At 64.0% G+C, this 14,297-nt stretch carries 14 protein-coding genes; 11 read left to right on the top strand and 3 right to left on the bottom strand.

The features are described from left to right. Positions 1-10 precede the first annotated feature (10 nt). The gene (locus AC5IG3_RS04775) at positions 11-487 is read right to left on the bottom strand and encodes a YhbY family RNA-binding protein (RefSeq protein WP_491905162.1); all 477 of its coding nucleotides are present in this window, start codon (positions 485-487) and stop codon (positions 11-13) included. 20 nt (positions 488-507) lie between these two features. Here AC5IG3_RS04775 and AC5IG3_RS04770 point away from each other — a divergent pair, with 20 nt between their 5' ends. The 11 genes from AC5IG3_RS04770 to phoR all read left to right on the top strand — a co-directional run bounded on the left by AC5IG3_RS04770 (position 508) and on the right by phoR (position 12,371). Continuing rightward, the gene (locus tag AC5IG3_RS04770; protein WP_491905161.1) at positions 508-1,188 is read left to right on the top strand and encodes an RlmE family RNA methyltransferase; all 681 of its coding nucleotides are present in this window, start codon (positions 508-510) and stop codon (positions 1,186-1,188) included. 180 nt (positions 1,189-1,368) lie between these two features. Continuing rightward, entirely contained in the window at positions 1,369-3,276 is a 1,908-nt protein-coding gene (gene ftsH, locus AC5IG3_RS04765) for an ATP-dependent zinc metalloprotease FtsH (RefSeq protein WP_491905160.1), read from the top strand. Between the two features lie 65 nt (positions 3,277-3,341). Next, positions 3,342-4,175: a dihydropteroate synthase gene (folP, locus tag AC5IG3_RS04760; RefSeq protein ID WP_491905159.1), complete on the top strand. Its 834-nt coding sequence runs from the start codon at positions 3,342-3,344 to the stop codon at positions 4,173-4,175. Positions 4,176-4,240: 65 nt separating this feature from the next. After that, a complete protein-coding gene (gene glmM, locus AC5IG3_RS04755; protein ID WP_491905158.1) occupies positions 4,241-5,575 on the top strand; it encodes a phosphoglucosamine mutase in 1,335 nt (444 codons plus the stop codon). Positions 5,576-5,709: 134 nt separating this feature from the next. After that, complete coding sequence (gene pstS / locus AC5IG3_RS04750; protein ID WP_491905157.1) at positions 5,710-6,750, top strand: phosphate ABC transporter substrate-binding protein PstS; 1,041 nt, start codon at positions 5,710-5,712, stop codon at positions 6,748-6,750. A gap of 154 nt (positions 6,751-6,904) precedes the next feature. Beyond that, positions 6,905-7,828 carry a phosphate ABC transporter permease subunit PstC gene (gene pstC / locus AC5IG3_RS04745; protein ID WP_491905284.1) on the top strand — a complete coding sequence of 308 codons (924 nt, stop codon included), beginning with the start codon at positions 6,905-6,907 and terminating at the stop codon, positions 7,826-7,828. Further along, positions 7,828-8,694, top strand: coding sequence for a phosphate ABC transporter permease PstA (gene pstA, locus AC5IG3_RS04740; RefSeq protein WP_491905156.1), 867 nt, complete (start codon positions 7,828-7,830; stop codon positions 8,692-8,694). The genes pstC and pstA overlap by 1 nt, the downstream gene beginning before the upstream one ends. 17 nt (positions 8,695-8,711) lie before the next feature. Beyond that, positions 8,712-9,497, top strand: a complete 786-nt coding sequence (pstB, locus tag AC5IG3_RS04735) for a phosphate ABC transporter ATP-binding protein PstB (RefSeq protein WP_491905155.1) — start codon at positions 8,712-8,714, stop codon at positions 9,495-9,497. Between the two features lie 42 nt (positions 9,498-9,539). Further along, a complete protein-coding gene (gene phoU, locus AC5IG3_RS04730) occupies positions 9,540-10,247 on the top strand; it encodes a phosphate signaling complex protein PhoU (protein ID WP_491905283.1) in 708 nt (235 codons plus the stop codon). Then, positions 10,244-10,951, top strand: coding sequence for a phosphate regulon transcriptional regulator PhoB (gene phoB / locus AC5IG3_RS04725; protein ID WP_491905154.1), 708 nt, complete (start codon positions 10,244-10,246; stop codon positions 10,949-10,951). The genes phoU and phoB overlap by 4 nt, the downstream gene beginning before the upstream one ends. Positions 10,952-10,961: 10 nt before the next feature. Then, positions 10,962-12,371 (top strand): phosphate regulon sensor histidine kinase PhoR, encoded by a 1,410-nt coding sequence (phoR, locus tag AC5IG3_RS04720; protein WP_491905153.1) that lies wholly within the window; start codon positions 10,962-10,964, stop codon positions 12,369-12,371. Here the strand turns inward: phoR and AC5IG3_RS04715 are convergent. After that, positions 12,280-13,956: a glycosyltransferase family protein gene (locus AC5IG3_RS04715; protein WP_491905152.1), complete on the bottom strand. Its 1,677-nt coding sequence runs from the start codon at positions 13,954-13,956 to the stop codon at positions 12,280-12,282. The genes phoR and AC5IG3_RS04715 overlap by 92 nt on opposite strands. Before the next feature lie 74 nt (positions 13,957-14,030). Next, a complete protein-coding gene (locus AC5IG3_RS04710) occupies positions 14,031-14,297 on the bottom strand; it encodes a type B 50S ribosomal protein L31 (protein WP_491905151.1) in 267 nt (88 codons plus the stop codon).

The following is a 14,297-nucleotide window of genomic DNA, read 5'->3' as shown; positions in this document are numbered from 1 at the left end:
ATCCGTCAGATCATTCGCCTTGCGAGCGGCGCTTGACGCTGCCCAGACGCTTCTTGGCGCGCTTGACAATGCCGCCGACGGTCAGGCGCTCATTGCCCATCACCGTGATGCGCTTCACCTGGGCGCGCTGGGAGCCGCTCTTGGAGAATTTCAGGATCTTGACCACGCGGGGACCGGGTGCGCGGTCTTCCTTGGGGGCCGCCACTTTCTCGGTGGACGGGCGCCACAGCACCAGCAGCTTGCCGATGTGCTGAATCGGCGCCGCATGGAGTTGATGGGCCAGCGTGACCAGCAGGGCATCGCGCGCCTGGCGGTCATCGCTGAAGACGCGCACCTTGATCAGCTCGTGGGCTGCCAGCGCGGCTTCGATTTCTTTCACGACCGCAGGGGTCAGGCCCTCGGAGCCGATCATCACGACCGGGTCGAGGTGGTGGGCCGCAGCGCGGTGCTCTTTGCGTTGGGCCGGGGTCAGTTGTATCGCAGTCATCTCTCTATTATCGGTGCGTCATGAAGATTGATACGAAAAGCAAGAAGGTCAATAAGGCATGGCTCAATGAGCATGTCAACGACACCTACGTCAAGCTGGCGCACAAGGAGGGCTATCGCGCCCGTGCGGCCTACAAGCTCAAGGAGATCGACGAGACCTTTCAGTTGATCCGACCGGGTCAGGTGGTGGTCGATCTGGGGGCTGCGCCCGGCGCCTGGAGCCAGTATGTGCGGCGCAAGTTTGCCCCGCGTGATGCTGGCGTGGGCGGTGCAGCCGTCGGTGAGCTCAAGGGCAGCATCATCGGGCTGGATCTGATCGACTGCGAGCCGATCGAGGGCGTGACCTTCCTGAAAGGCGACTTCCGTGAGGAGTCCGTGCTGGCCGAGCTGGTTGACGTGCTGGCCGGTCGCGATGTCGATGTGGTCATCTCGGACATGGCGCCCAACCTGTCCGGTGTCGAGGTGACGGACGCCGCGCGCATTGCCCATCTGGTCGAATTGGCGATCGAGTTTGCGCAAGGTCACTTGCGTCCCCAAGGTGCGCTGGTGTGCAAAGTTTTCCATGGCAGTGGCTACAGCCAGTTGGTGACGCTGTTCCGGGAGCACTTCCGCATCGTCAAGCCGATCAAGCCCAAGGCGTCGCGCGACAAGTCCTCGGAGACGTTTCTGGTCGGCATCGGACTCAAGAAGCCGAGAACATGAAACCGAACCTGTCAATGCCGGTGCTTGCGTGACAAAGGCTATCGTCTTGAGTGGGATTGGTTCGGGTTCTTGGGGCTTGACTCGCCTAGAATCGTCTCCATATGCCGCGAAGGTGTCAGCGTCCTGCTGCACTGTTGTTGCGCTAGACAAGGTGCAGAATGAAATCGAGAAGGAGCCGCGGTGAATAATCAATGGTTCTCCAAAGTAGCTGTGTGGTTGGTGATCGCCTTGGTGCTGTTCACCGTGTTCAAGCAATTCGATCGCACGGTCACTGCGGGTAACCAAGTCGGTTATTCGGAGTTTCTTGAGGAAGTGCGCGCCAAGCGCATCCGCGAGGTCGTGCTGCAGGAAAACCCGGGTGGTGCCGAAATCGAGGCCCTGACCACAGACGACAAGAGAATTCGCACCACTGCGACCTATCTGGATCGCGGCCTGGTCGGTGACCTGATCAACAACGGCATCAAGTTCCGGGTCAAGCCGCGTGATGAGCCTTCGCTGCTCACCAGCCTGCTGATCTCGTGGGGACCGATGGTGCTGCTGATCGGTGTCTGGGTCTATTTCATGCGCCAGATGCAGGGCGGTGGCAAGGGCGGTGCCTTCAGCTTCGGCAAGAGCAAGGCCCGCATGCTCGACGAGAGCAACAACACCATCACCTTCGCCGATGTGGCTGGCTGCGATGAGGCCAAGGAAGAGGTCAAGGAACTGGTCGACTTCCTTAAGGACCCGCAGAAATTCCAGAAGCTCGGCGGGCGCATTCCACGTGGCGTGCTGATGGTCGGCCCTCCCGGAACCGGCAAGACCTTGCTGGCGAAGTCGATTGCCGGCGAAGCCAAGGTGCCTTTCTTCTCGATCTCGGGTTCCGATTTTGTCGAGATGTTCGTCGGTGTCGGTGCAGCCCGTGTGCGCGACATGTTCGAGCAGGCCAAGAAAAATTCGCCCTGCATCATCTTCATCGATGAAATCGACGCTGTCGGCCGGCACCGTGGCGCCGGCCTGGGTGGCGGCAACGACGAGCGCGAGCAGACCCTCAACCAGATGCTGGTCGAGATGGACGGCTTCGAGACCAACCTCGGCGTGATCGTGATCGCGGCGACCAACCGTCCTGACATCCTTGACCCGGCACTGCTGCGTCCGGGGCGCTTCGACCGTCAGGTCTACGTGACCCTGCCGGACGTGCGTGGCCGTGAGCAGATTCTCAACGTGCATATGCGCAAGATTCCGATGGGGCAGGACATCCGCTCCGATATTCTTGCGCGCGGCACGCCTGGGTTCTCTGGTGCCGATCTGGCCAACCTGGTCAACGAAGCAGCCTTGTTCGCTGCACGGCGCAGTGCCCGTGTGGTCGAAATGGTTGACTTCGAGAAGGCCAAAGACAAGATCATGATGGGCCCCGAGCGCAAGTCGATGATCATGCCGGAAGAGGAACGCAAGAACACCGCGTACCACGAGGCCGGTCATGCACTGGTGGCACGGCTGATGCCCAAGACCGATCCGGTGCACAAGGTCACCATCATCCCGCGTGGCCGTGCGCTGGGCGTGACGATGCAGTTGCCTGAAGGCGATCGCTACAGCATGGACAAAGAGCGCATGCTCTCGACCATCGCCGTGCTGTTCGGGGGGCGCATCGCCGAAGAAGTGTTCATGAACCAGATGACCACCGGCGCCAGCAACGACTTCGAGCGCGCTACGGCCCTGGCACGTGACATGGTCACCCGCTACGGCATGACTGATGCGTTGGGTCCGATGGTGTACGCCGAGAACGAAGGCGAAGTCTTCCTGGGCCGCTCCATCACCAAGACCACGACGGTGTCCGAGCAGACCATGCAGAAGGTCGACCTGGAAATTCGCAGCATCATCGATGCTCAATATGCCCAGGCGCGCAAGCTGATCGAAGGCAACCAGGACAAGATGCACGCGATGGCCCGCGCGCTGCTGGACTGGGAAACCATCGACGCCGAGCAGATCGAAGACATCATGTGCGGTCGTGCTCCGCGTCCACCCAAGGACTGGGTGCCGCCGGCCAGCAAGCCGCCTGGGGGTCCGACCACGCCTTCAGTCAGTTCCGGCAGTGCCACGGCAACTGCTTGAGCTAACGACTCGCTGAGTTGAAAACGGGGCTGCGGCCCCGTTTTGCTTTGTCCGGAGAAGTCACCATGAAGTGGCAAACCACGCGCTTTCAGATCGATCTGACCCGGCCCAAGGTCATGGGCATCGTCAACGTCACGCCCGATTCGTTCTCGGATGGTGGGCGCGGCGCTACACAGGCCATCGCTCATTGCGAGGAATTGCTGCGGCAAGGCGCAGACATTCTTGATATCGGTGGTGAGTCGACCCGACCCGGGGCGCCTGCGGTTCCGCTGAAGGAAGAAATTGCGCGCGTTCAACCTGTTCTGCAAGCTGCGCTGACGCTGGGCGTGCCAGTTTCTATCGACACCTGCAAGGCCGAGGTCATGCAGATGGCGCTTGAGATGGGCGTGGACATCATCAACGACGTGGCGGCGCTGCAGGCGCCAGGCGCCATGGACGTGGTGAGTGCCCATCCCGATTGCGGTATTTGCCTGATGCACATGCAGGGCGAGCCTCGCATGATGCAGGCCGCGCCGCATTACACCGATGTGGTGGGTGAGGTGCGTGACTTCCTGGCCGCGCGGGCTTGCGCACTGCGTGAACGGGGTGTGGCACCCGAGCGCATCACACTCGACCCGGGCATTGGGTTTGGCAAGACGGTCGAGCAGAACTTTGCGCTGATGGCCGGTCAGCGTGCACTGCTGGACCTAGGCTATCCGGTCCTGGCGGGTTGGTCGCGCAAATCGTCGATTGGAGTCGTGACCGGCAAGCCCGTGGCCGAGCGCATGCCCGGCAGCGTGGCGGCAGCCTTGGCGTGTGTTCACCACGGTGCGCGTGTGGTTCGTGTGCATGATGTGGCAGCGACCGTGGATGCGTTGGCGGTGTGGGCTGCTGCCGGCTTGTTGTCGACCGAGACTTGACCTAGGCTCGCAGGCTTGGCAGTTTTTGCGACTGCCGCCCATTTCACTCTTTATTCCGAGACAGCATGAGCAGAAAGTACTTCGGCACCGATGGCATCCGTGGCGCCGTGGGCGTCAGCCCGATCACGCCGGACTTTGTCCTGAGGCTGGGTCACGCTGTAGGCCGTGTGCTGCGCGGCACGCACGAGCGGCCGACCGTGCTGATCGGCAAGGACACGCGCATTTCCGGCTACATGCTGGAGTCCGCGTTGGAAGCAGGCCTGAACTCCGCGGGCGTCGATGTGATGCTGACCGGGCCGTTGCCCACGCCGGGCGTGGCCTACCTGACGCGTGCCCTGCGCCTGAGTCTGGGTGTGGTGATCAGCGCGTCGCACAACCCGTATGGCGACAATGGCATCAAGTTCTTCTCGGCGCGTGGCGAAAAATTGTCGGACGCCTGGGAGTTGGAGGTCGAAGCCGCTTTGGAGGCCGCTCCCCAGTGGGCCGACTCCCGCACGCTGGGCCGCGCGCGCCGTCTGAATGATGCGGCCGGGCGCTACATCGAGTTCTGCAAATCGACCTTCTCCAACGACCTGTCGCTCAAGGGCCTGAAGATCGTCGTCGACGCGGCCCACGGTGCTGCGTATCAGGTCGCGCCCAGCGTGTTCCATGAGTTGGGGGCCGACGTGGTCCGCATCGGCTGCGATCCGGACGGTTTCAACATCAACGACGGTGTCGGTGCTACCGAGCCTGAAGCGCTGGTCGCTGCCGTGCACGAGCATGGCGCCGACTATGGCATTGCGCTGGATGGCGATGCGGACCGCCTGCAGATCGTGGACGGGGCTGGCCGCCTCTACAACGGCGACGAACTGCTCTACGTGATGGTGGCCGACCGTCTGGCGCAGGGCGAGCCGGTGCCGGGTGCGGTCGGCACGCTCATGACCAATATGGCGGTCGAAGTGGCGTTGCAGGAGCGTGGCGTCGAGTTCGTGCGCGCCAAGGTCGGCGATCGCTATGTGCTTGAAGAACTCAGCAAGCGCGGCTGGCAGCTCGGCGGCGAAGGCTCCGGCCACCTGCTCGCGCTGGACCGGCACACCACGGGTGACGGCATCGTCAGCGCCCTGCAGGTGCTGCAGGCACAGCAGCGCAACGGGCTCAGCCTGAGCGAGATGCTGGCCGGCGTGACGCTGTTCCCGCAGACGCTCATCAACGTACGGCTGGCGCCGGGCCAGGACTGGCGTACCAACACGCTGCTGGCGGAAACCCAGGCGCGCATCACGGCCGAGTTGGGCCAGGCCGGGCGCGTGCTGATTCGGGCTTCGGGCACCGAGCCGCTCCTGCGCGTGATGGTCGAAGCCCGTGACAGCACCCAGGCGCTGGCCTGCGCCGAACGCCTGGCCGAGGCTGCGGTCAAGGGCTGATCCCCTCGAGCCAACCGGGCCACGCCATGTGACAGCGCCCACTCGCTGTCATATATGTCACTTCATTGTCACAATTCATCACTAGAGTCTGTCTTGTCGGCAAACCTGCCGTGGCAAGCATGAAAGGGCTTTAGATGAAGCTGAGCAATTGGAAGCCGGTCCTGGTGGCCGTATCGTTGACGGGTCTGACGGGCTGGGCTACTGCTGCTGACGACGTGACGGGCGCTGGTGCCACGTTCCCCGCACCGCTGTATGCCAAGTGGGCGGATGCCTACAACAAGGTCACCTCGGCACGCATCAACTACCAATCGGTGGGTTCGGGTGCCGGCATCAAGCAGATCAACTCCAAGACGGTCGACTTCGGCGCGTCCGACATGCCGCTCAAGGATGATGAGCTGGCCAAGGGTGGACTGGTCCAGTTCCCCACCGTGATCGGCGGCGTGGTGCCTGTGATCAACGTCAAGGGTCTGCAGCCGGGTCAGCTCAAGCTCACCGGCCAGGTGCTGGGCGATATCTATCTGGGCAAAGTCACCAAGTGGAATGATGCCGCGATCGCCAGCCTGAACGCAGGCGTGGCACTGCCGGACGCCGAGATCACCGTGGTGCGTCGCGCTGACGGCTCAGGCACCAGCTTCATCTTCACCAACTACCTCTCCAAGGTCAACGCCGAGTGGAAGTCGACCGTCGGCGAAGGCACGGCCGTGAAGTGGCCCACGGGTGCGGGTGGCAAGGGCAATGAAGGCGTGTCTGCCTATGTGCAGCGCCTGCCCAACTCGATCGGGTATGTCGAGTACGCCTACGCCAAGCAGAACAAGATGTCTTTCGTTCTGATGAAGAACCAGGCTGGCCAGTTCGTTGCGCCGGACGACGCCAACTTCAAGGCAGCAGCGGCCGGTGCCGACTGGAACAAGACCTTCTACCAAGTGCTGACCGAGCAGCCCGGCAAGGACGCCTGGCCGCTGACGGGTGCCACCTTCATCCTGATGCACAAACTGCAGGACAAGCCTGTCCAAGGCAGCGCGACGCTGAAGTTTTTTGAGTGGTCCTACGCCAATGGCGACAAAATGGCGTCTGACTTGGAATACGTGGCATTGCCCGATGCGGTCAAAACCCTGGTGCGCAAGCAGTGGGGCGAGCTGAAAGACGCCAGCGGCAAGGCTGTTGCCTACAAGTAAACCTCTGATCCCCCGCGATCAACCGGGCGCGCAAGCGCCCTTTTTTTGAGCAGGAGCTAATGTGGCTGCTATTTCCCCTGTCGCAGGGCAGGACGACGTCCAACGCCGCCCAGATCAGGCCACGGGCTCCGGCGGGCCGCGTGGCGTGGTGCGCATGCCCTGGGCTGACACCCTGTTTGCCTTTGCGGCGCAGGCAGCCGCTTGGCTGACGCTGGCACTGCTGGTGGGCATCATCGGTTCGCTGGTGATCGGCGCGATGCCGGCCATCCGCGAATACGGTCTGTCATTCCTTTGGCGCACGGAGTGGGATCCGGTCCAGAACAGCTACGGCGGTCTGGTGATGATCTACGGCACGTTGATGACTTCGTTCATCGCGCTGCTGATCGCGGTGCCGGTGAGTTTCGGCATTGCACTTTTCCTGACCGAACTGTCGCCCGCCTGGCTCAAGCGCCCGCTGGGCATTGCGGTGGAATTGCTCGCAGCCGTGCCGTCGATCGTCTACGGCATGTGGGGCCTGATGGTGTTCGGGCCGCTGCTGGCGGAGTACGTGCAGCAGCCGCTGCAGGCCATGTTCAAGGGCGTGCCTTTGTTCGGTGCCTTGTTTTCCGGACCACCCGTGGGTCTGGGCATCCTGCCGGCGGGCATCATTCTGGCCATCATGATCATTCCGTTCATTGCGTCGGTGATGCGCGATGTGTTCGAGGTGACGCCCGTCATGCTCAAGGAATCTGCCTACGGCCTGGGTTCCACCACCTGGGAGGTGGTTTCCAAGGTGGTGCTGCCCTACACCAAGTCGGGTGTGATCGGCGGCATCATGCTGGGCCTGGGGCGCGCGCTGGGCGAGACGATGGCGGTGACGTTCGTCATCGGCAACCAGAACCAACTGGATTCGTTGTCGGTGTTCGAGGCGGCCAACAGCATCACCTCGGCGCTGGCGAATGAATTTGCTGAAGCCTCCGAAGGCCTGCATCAGGCTTCGCTGATCTATCTCGGCCTGGTGTTGTTCTTCATCACCTTTGTGGTGCTCACCTTGTCCAAGGTGTTGCTGGCGCAACTCAAGAAAGGGGAGGGTCGTTGATGAGTGCTGCTGCAATGAATGCGACTCGTCTGGCGCGCTATCGCCAGCGCAAGCTGATCAACGCGGTGGCGCTGACGCTGGCCCTGGCCGCGATGGTGTTCGGCGTGTTCTGGCTGCTGTGGATCCTGTTCGAGACGGTTCGGCTGGGCATCGGCGGCATGAGCTTTGCGCTGTTCACCGAGATGACGCCGCCGCCGCAGGCGGAGGTCGGTGGCCTGGCCAACGCCATCCTGGGCTCGCTGATGATGGTGACGCTCGCCACCTTGCTCGGTACGCCGATCGGGGTGCTGGCTGGCGTCTACCTGGTCGAGTACGGTCACAGCAACTGGCTGGGTCGGGCGACGCGCTTCATCAATGACATCCTGCTGTCGGCGCCGTCGATCGTCATCGGCCTGTTCATCTACTCGGTCTGGGTGGTGCGCTACAAGAGCTTCTCGGGCTTTGCAGGCGTGCTGGCGCTGGCGCTGATCGTGATTCCGGTGGTCATCCGCACCACCGAGAACATGCTCAGCCTGATTCCCAACGCGCTGCGTGAAGCGGCCTACGCGCTGGGCACACCCAAGTGGAAGGTGATTTCGGCCATCACGCTCAAGTCGGCTCGGGCCGGTGTCATCACAGGGGTGCTGCTGGCGATTGCGCGCATCTCGGGCGAAACGGCGCCGCTGCTGTTCACCGCGCTGTCCAACCAGTTCTGGACCTCCGACCTGTCTGCGCCGATGGCCAGCCTGCCGGTCATCATCTTCAAGTTCGCGATGAGTCCCTACGAGAACTGGCAGAAGCTGGCCTGGGCCGGGGTTTTCCTCATCACCATGGGTGTGCTCGCGCTGAATGTGATCGCGCGGACCTTCCTGCGCAACAAGCATTGATTCAAGGAACAAGATTCATGGACGCCAAGGTTCAGTTCCCCGCCACCGAGAAGATGAAGATCTCGGTTCGCAACCTCAACTTCTACTACGGCCATTTCCATGCGCTGAAGAACATCAACCTCGACATCCCCGAGAAGAAGGTCACCGCCTTCATCGGCCCGTCGGGTTGCGGCAAGTCGACGCTGCTGCGGACCTTGAACCGCATGTTCGAGCTCTACCCCGAGCAGCGCGCCGAAGGCCAGATCCTGGTCGACGGCAGCGACATCCTGAGCAGCAAGGAAGATGTCTCGCTGCTGCGCGCCCGCGTCGGCATGGTGTTCCAGAAGCCGACGCCGTTCCCGATGTCGATCTACGACAACATCGCCTTCGGCGTGCGCCTGTTCGAGCGCCTGCCGCGCGTCGAGATGGACGAGCGCGTCGAGTGGGCGCTCAAGAAAGCCGCGCTCTGGAACGAGGTCAAGGACAAGCTCGACCAGAGCGGCTCCGGCCTCTCCGGCGGCCAGCAGCAGCGGCTGTGCATTGCACGCGGCATCGCGATCAAGCCCGAAGTGCTGCTGCTCGACGAGCCGTGCTCGGCGCTCGACCCGATCTCGACCGGCAAGGTCGAAGAGCTGATCGACGAACTCAAGAACGACTACACCGTCGTCATCGTCACCCACAACATGCAGCAGGCCGCGCGCAGCTCGGACTACACCGCCTACATGTACCTGGGTGACCTGATCGAGTTCAGCGCGACCAACGACATCTTCACCAAGCCGCAGCGCAAGGAAACCGAGGACTACATCACCGGGCGCTTCGGCTGATCTGCTCAGCCTGAACGCCTGTAAGCCTCAACGAAGGATCTGATCATGGACAAACATCTCTCCAGCCAGTTCGACTCCGAACTGAGCAGCATCTCCACCCGCGTGCTTGAAATGGGCGGCATGGTCGAAGCGCAGGTCGTCCAGGCGGTCTACGCGCTGGTGCACGCCAACAGCGAGGTGGCCGCGCAGGTGATCGCCACTGAAATCCGCGTCAACCAGCTTGAGATCGACATCGACCGCGAACTGTCGACCATCATCGCCCGGCGCCAGCCCACGGCACGTGACCTGCGCCTGCTGATCGCGGTGTCCAAGACTATCGGCAACTTGGAGCGCGTCGGCGACGAGGCTGCCCGCATCGCCCGCACCGCCGAGCGCATGATCAACGGCGGCGTGACCAGCCGCATCCGCCTGCCGATGTCGGACGTGGAGTTCGAGTCCAGCCTGGCGACCGGTTCGCTGCGCCGCGCGCTCGATGCCTTCGCCCGGCTCGACGCCGAGCAGGCGCTGCAGGTCATCAAGCACGACGACCAGATCGATGCCGAGTTCGACGGCCTGATGCGCAAGCTCATCACCTACATGATGGAAGATCCGCGCACGATTTCGGCGTCGATCGACATGGTGTTCGTGGCCAAGGCGATCGAGCGCGTGGGCGACCACGCCAAGAACCTGGCCGAGCAGGTGATCTACATCGTCAAGGGCACCGACGTGCGTCACAACCCGATGTCGACGATCGAGTCGATCGTCAAATGAGCACCCGCGTCCTGGTCGTTGAAGACGAGTTGGCGATCGCAGAGCTGATTTCCATCAACCTGCGCCACGCCGGCTTCGAGGTGACGATGGCCGCCACCGCCGAGCAGGCCCAGGCGGCGGTTGATGCCGTGTTGCCCAATCTGGTGTTGCTGGACTGGATGCTGCCGGGCTCGTCCGGCATGGCGCTGGCGCGGCAGTGGCGGGCGGCAGCGCGCACGCGCGACCTGCCCATCATCATGCTCACGGCCCGGGCCGAAGAGGCCGATAAGGTGCAGGGCCTGGACGCGGGCGCGGACGACTACCTGACCAAGCCGTTTTCCACCGGCGAGTTGCTGGCGCGTATCCGTGCCGTGCTGCGTCGGCGTGCGCCGGAGTCGCTCGACAGCGCGGTCGAGGTCGGCAGCCTGCGGCTCGATCCGGCCACGCGCCGGGTCTCGCGCGATGGTGAAGAACTGCGCGTTGGCCCGACCGAGTTCCGCCTGCTGCATTTCTTCATGACCCATCCTGAGCGCGTGCACAGCCGCGCCCAGTTGCTCGACCGGGTCTGGGGTGACCACGTCTTCATTGAAGAGCGCACCGTCGATGTCCACGTCAAGCGCCTGCGCGAGTCGCTGGCGCCGGTGCAGTGCTCGCAGATGATCGAGACCGTGCGCGGGGTGGGCTACCGCCTGACCTGTTCTGCCGTGACATCGGCTGCGGCCTGAAGCCTGTGCCATGGGTCTGATACTGGGGCGCTGGCTCCTGGCCGTGCTGCTGATGACGCTGGGTGCACTGCTGGGCTACCTTGTTGGCCAAGCCGGCGCGGCTCCCGTGCTGGGAACCTGGATCGGCGCCAGCGCAGGCGTGCTGCTGGCGCTGCTGGGCGACGCCTGGCGGGGCCTGGCGCTGATGCGCTGGCTGCGCAGCAATCAGGCCAGCGGCGCGCCGCGCCACCGTGGTTTCTGGGGTGAGATAGGCTACCGCGTCGAGCGGGCGCTGGCGTTTCGTGACCGCGCGCTGTTGATCGAGCAAGAGCGGCTGGGCGAGTTTCTGTCGGCCATCGAAGCCTCGCCCAATGGTGTGCTGCTGCTCGATGCCGACGAGCAGATCAGCTGGTGCAATTCGGTGGCTGCCGACCATTTCGGCCTCAACCGCGAGCGCGACCGCGGCCAGCGCGTGACCAACCTGGTCCGGTCGCCGGCATTCGTGTCCCTGTTTCATGGCGCGCCGACCGATGAGCCGGTCAGTGTCGTCGACCACCACACCGGGCGCACGCTGCAGGTGCTGCTGCGCGCCTACGCGGGTGACCTCAAGCTGGTGCTGACCCAGGACGTGACCGAGCGCCTGCAGGCCGAGGCGATGCGGCGTGACTTCGTGGCCAACGTGTCGCATGAAATCCGCACGCCGCTGACGGTGCTGGCAGGCTTCGTGGAAACCATGGTCAACCTGCCGCTGACGGAGTCCGAGCGCCAGCGCGTGCTCAGCCTGATGACGCAGCAGGCGCAGCGCATGCAAGGCCTGGTGTCCGATCTGCTGACACTGGCGCAACTGGAGGGCAGTCCGCGCCCGGCGGCCGATCAGTGGTTGGGTGTGGGCGCGCTGCTGCGGCAGATTGAGGTTGAAGGTCGGGGGCTGTCCCAGGAGCGCCATGTGCTGTCCTTCCCGGACGTGGCGGCCATCGAAGCGCAGGGCGCACAGATTGCCGGCAGCCAGAGCGAGTTGCTGTCCGCCCTCATCAATCTGACCAGCAACGCGGTGCGCTACACGCCAGAAGGCGGGCGCATTGAGGTGTCTTGGTCGAACCGTGCCGATGGGCAGGCGTGTTTTGAAGTGCGTGACACCGGCATCGGCATCGGGCGTGAGCACATTCCCCGTCTGACGCAGCGTTTCTACCGCGTCGATGGCAGCCGTTCACGTGAAACGGGCGGCACAGGGCTGGGGCTGTCGATCGTCAAGCACGTGGTGCAACGCCACGGCGCCGAGCTTCAGATCGAGAGCGAGCCGGGTCGCGGCTCGCTCTTCCGCATCGTCTTTCCGGCCAACCGCATGCGCATTACGGCTGACGGCGGTAGATATAAATCGTCTCGACCCGATCAGCCGGACGCTGAACCCGCGCCACAAAGCGCCACCCCTCTGGCGCACTGACCGAGGCAGGTGCTGGCTGGTTGCGCGGCTCGCGACGCTCGACCAGCAGCCAGTCGCAGCGGGGTGCGCCGGCTTGTGGGCTGGCTTCGGCAGCATCCAGCCGGACTTTCCAGCCGGTATAGACCTTGATCGCCGCCAGTTGTGCCCGGTTGAGCGTGGGCGCCTGCACGCAGGCCTTGGCAGGCACGATGCGCGCCAGCCGCGCGAACATGGGCTGGTAGCTGCGTGCGTAGTCGAGCAGCGGCAGCCACAGCGTCATCAGCAGCAGCCAACTCAGCGCCACGCCGCCGGCGGGCAGTACCAGGCTTTTCCAGAGCGCCGGGCGATGGCGCCCGGTGCGCCAGCTCACCAGCCAGATCCACGCCAGGCTGCCCGCCAGCGCCAGCAGCAAGGCGGGTGCGCTGAACTGGGCGACGAACCCCGGTGCCAGCTTGGCGACGTTGGCGGCGGGCTTGGGTGGCACGCCTGTTTGCATCGCGACGTAGATGACCCAGATTGCCAGTGCGCAGACGCTGAAGAAAAAGACCGAGAACCAGTCAATGGCTGCGCTCACGCTGCGCTGCAGCGTGGGCAGCGCAAAGGCGGCCAGCACGGCCATGGCGGGCAGGGCGAGCATCAGGGCACGGTCGGAGGCGCCCATGGCCACGCTCGACAGCAGCGCCACGCCCATCGACGCCAGCGGAATGGCCAGGTGGCGCGCACCGAGTTGGCGGCGCCACTGCCACACCGTCCAGGCCGCCAGCGGCCAGACCGGCCAGCAGAACCAGGCCATCAGCTTGGGCAGCCCCAGGCCTTGCGTGCCCGGCGCCAGTCGCCAGACCCAGGCGTCCAGCAGGGTGGCCACACCGGCTGCGATCACGCCGCTGGCGATGATCCATGGCAGGCTGGCGCGAATGCGATCGTCAGTTGACCGGAAAGCCAGCACGGTGCCCGCCAGCGCCATCAACACCGCCGTGGTGGCCGCACCACTGGCCGCCAGCATGGGCAGCGCGCACAGCGTTGCTGCGCGACTCAGCCCGACGCGATGGGGCGCTGCGGCCAAACCATAGAGATAGAGCGCCACGGCGGTGAGCTGCACCAGCTCGGGCGTGGTTTCATGGCCGAGTTGCAGCAAGCCAAGCGAAGCGATCAGGCCGAGCAGGGCGCCATCGGCAATCGCGCGGGCGTAGTCCACCGGTTGTGCCTCGCCACCAAAGGCAAAGGCCAGCGGCTGGGCAGCCTCGGTGCGCGCCAGGTGAAAGCAGCCATACCAGAGCAACGCCAAGGTGGCGATCAACAGCAGGGCAAATGGCAGGCGAGCGGCCAAGGCCGGCTCCAGCCAGCCGTCCAGCAGCCGGATGCTGAACGCGCCGATCCAGTACGGCAGCACGCTGCCGTCTCCGGGCAAGCCGGCGATGCTGGGACTCAGCCACGACGATTCGCCACGCGCCAGACCGAGCATGTAGCCGACCGCCGTGATGTCGGCGTTCTTCCAGGGCGCGCGGCCGAAGATGCCGGGCAGCACGTAGGCGGCGCAGAAAATCAGCAGCGCCAGACGCGGCAGGCGTTGCGCAGCGCGTTGCGTGACCAGGGCCGGATTGAGCATGGCTTGAGCGTGGGCGATTCAGAAAGAAAAAAAGGCAGCCGGAGCTGCCTTCTTGTCGCAAGGGCCTGGAAGGCTCACTTCTTGGTGAGGTGAGCGCCAACCTTGAACTTGTTGCGGAACTTCTCGACGCGACCGCCCAGGCTGTCCACGCTCTTTTGCGTGCCGGTGTAGAACGGGTGCGTTTCGCTGGTGGTTTCCAGCTTGAACAGCGGCAGCTCGCGGCCGTCTTCCATCGTGGTCATTTCACGTGCCGGAGCGCACGAACGCGTCACGAACTTGAAACCGTTGGACAGATCGACGAAGCAGACGTCGCGGTAGTTGGGGTGAATGCCGTCTTTCAT

Origin of the sequence: Leptothrix sp. (in: b-proteobacteria) (assembly GCF_965250675.1) — a bacterium.
Lineage (GTDB): Bacteria > Pseudomonadota > Gammaproteobacteria > Burkholderiales > Burkholderiaceae_C > Sphaerotilus.
This window is presented reverse-complemented; position numbering and strand designations above follow the sequence as displayed.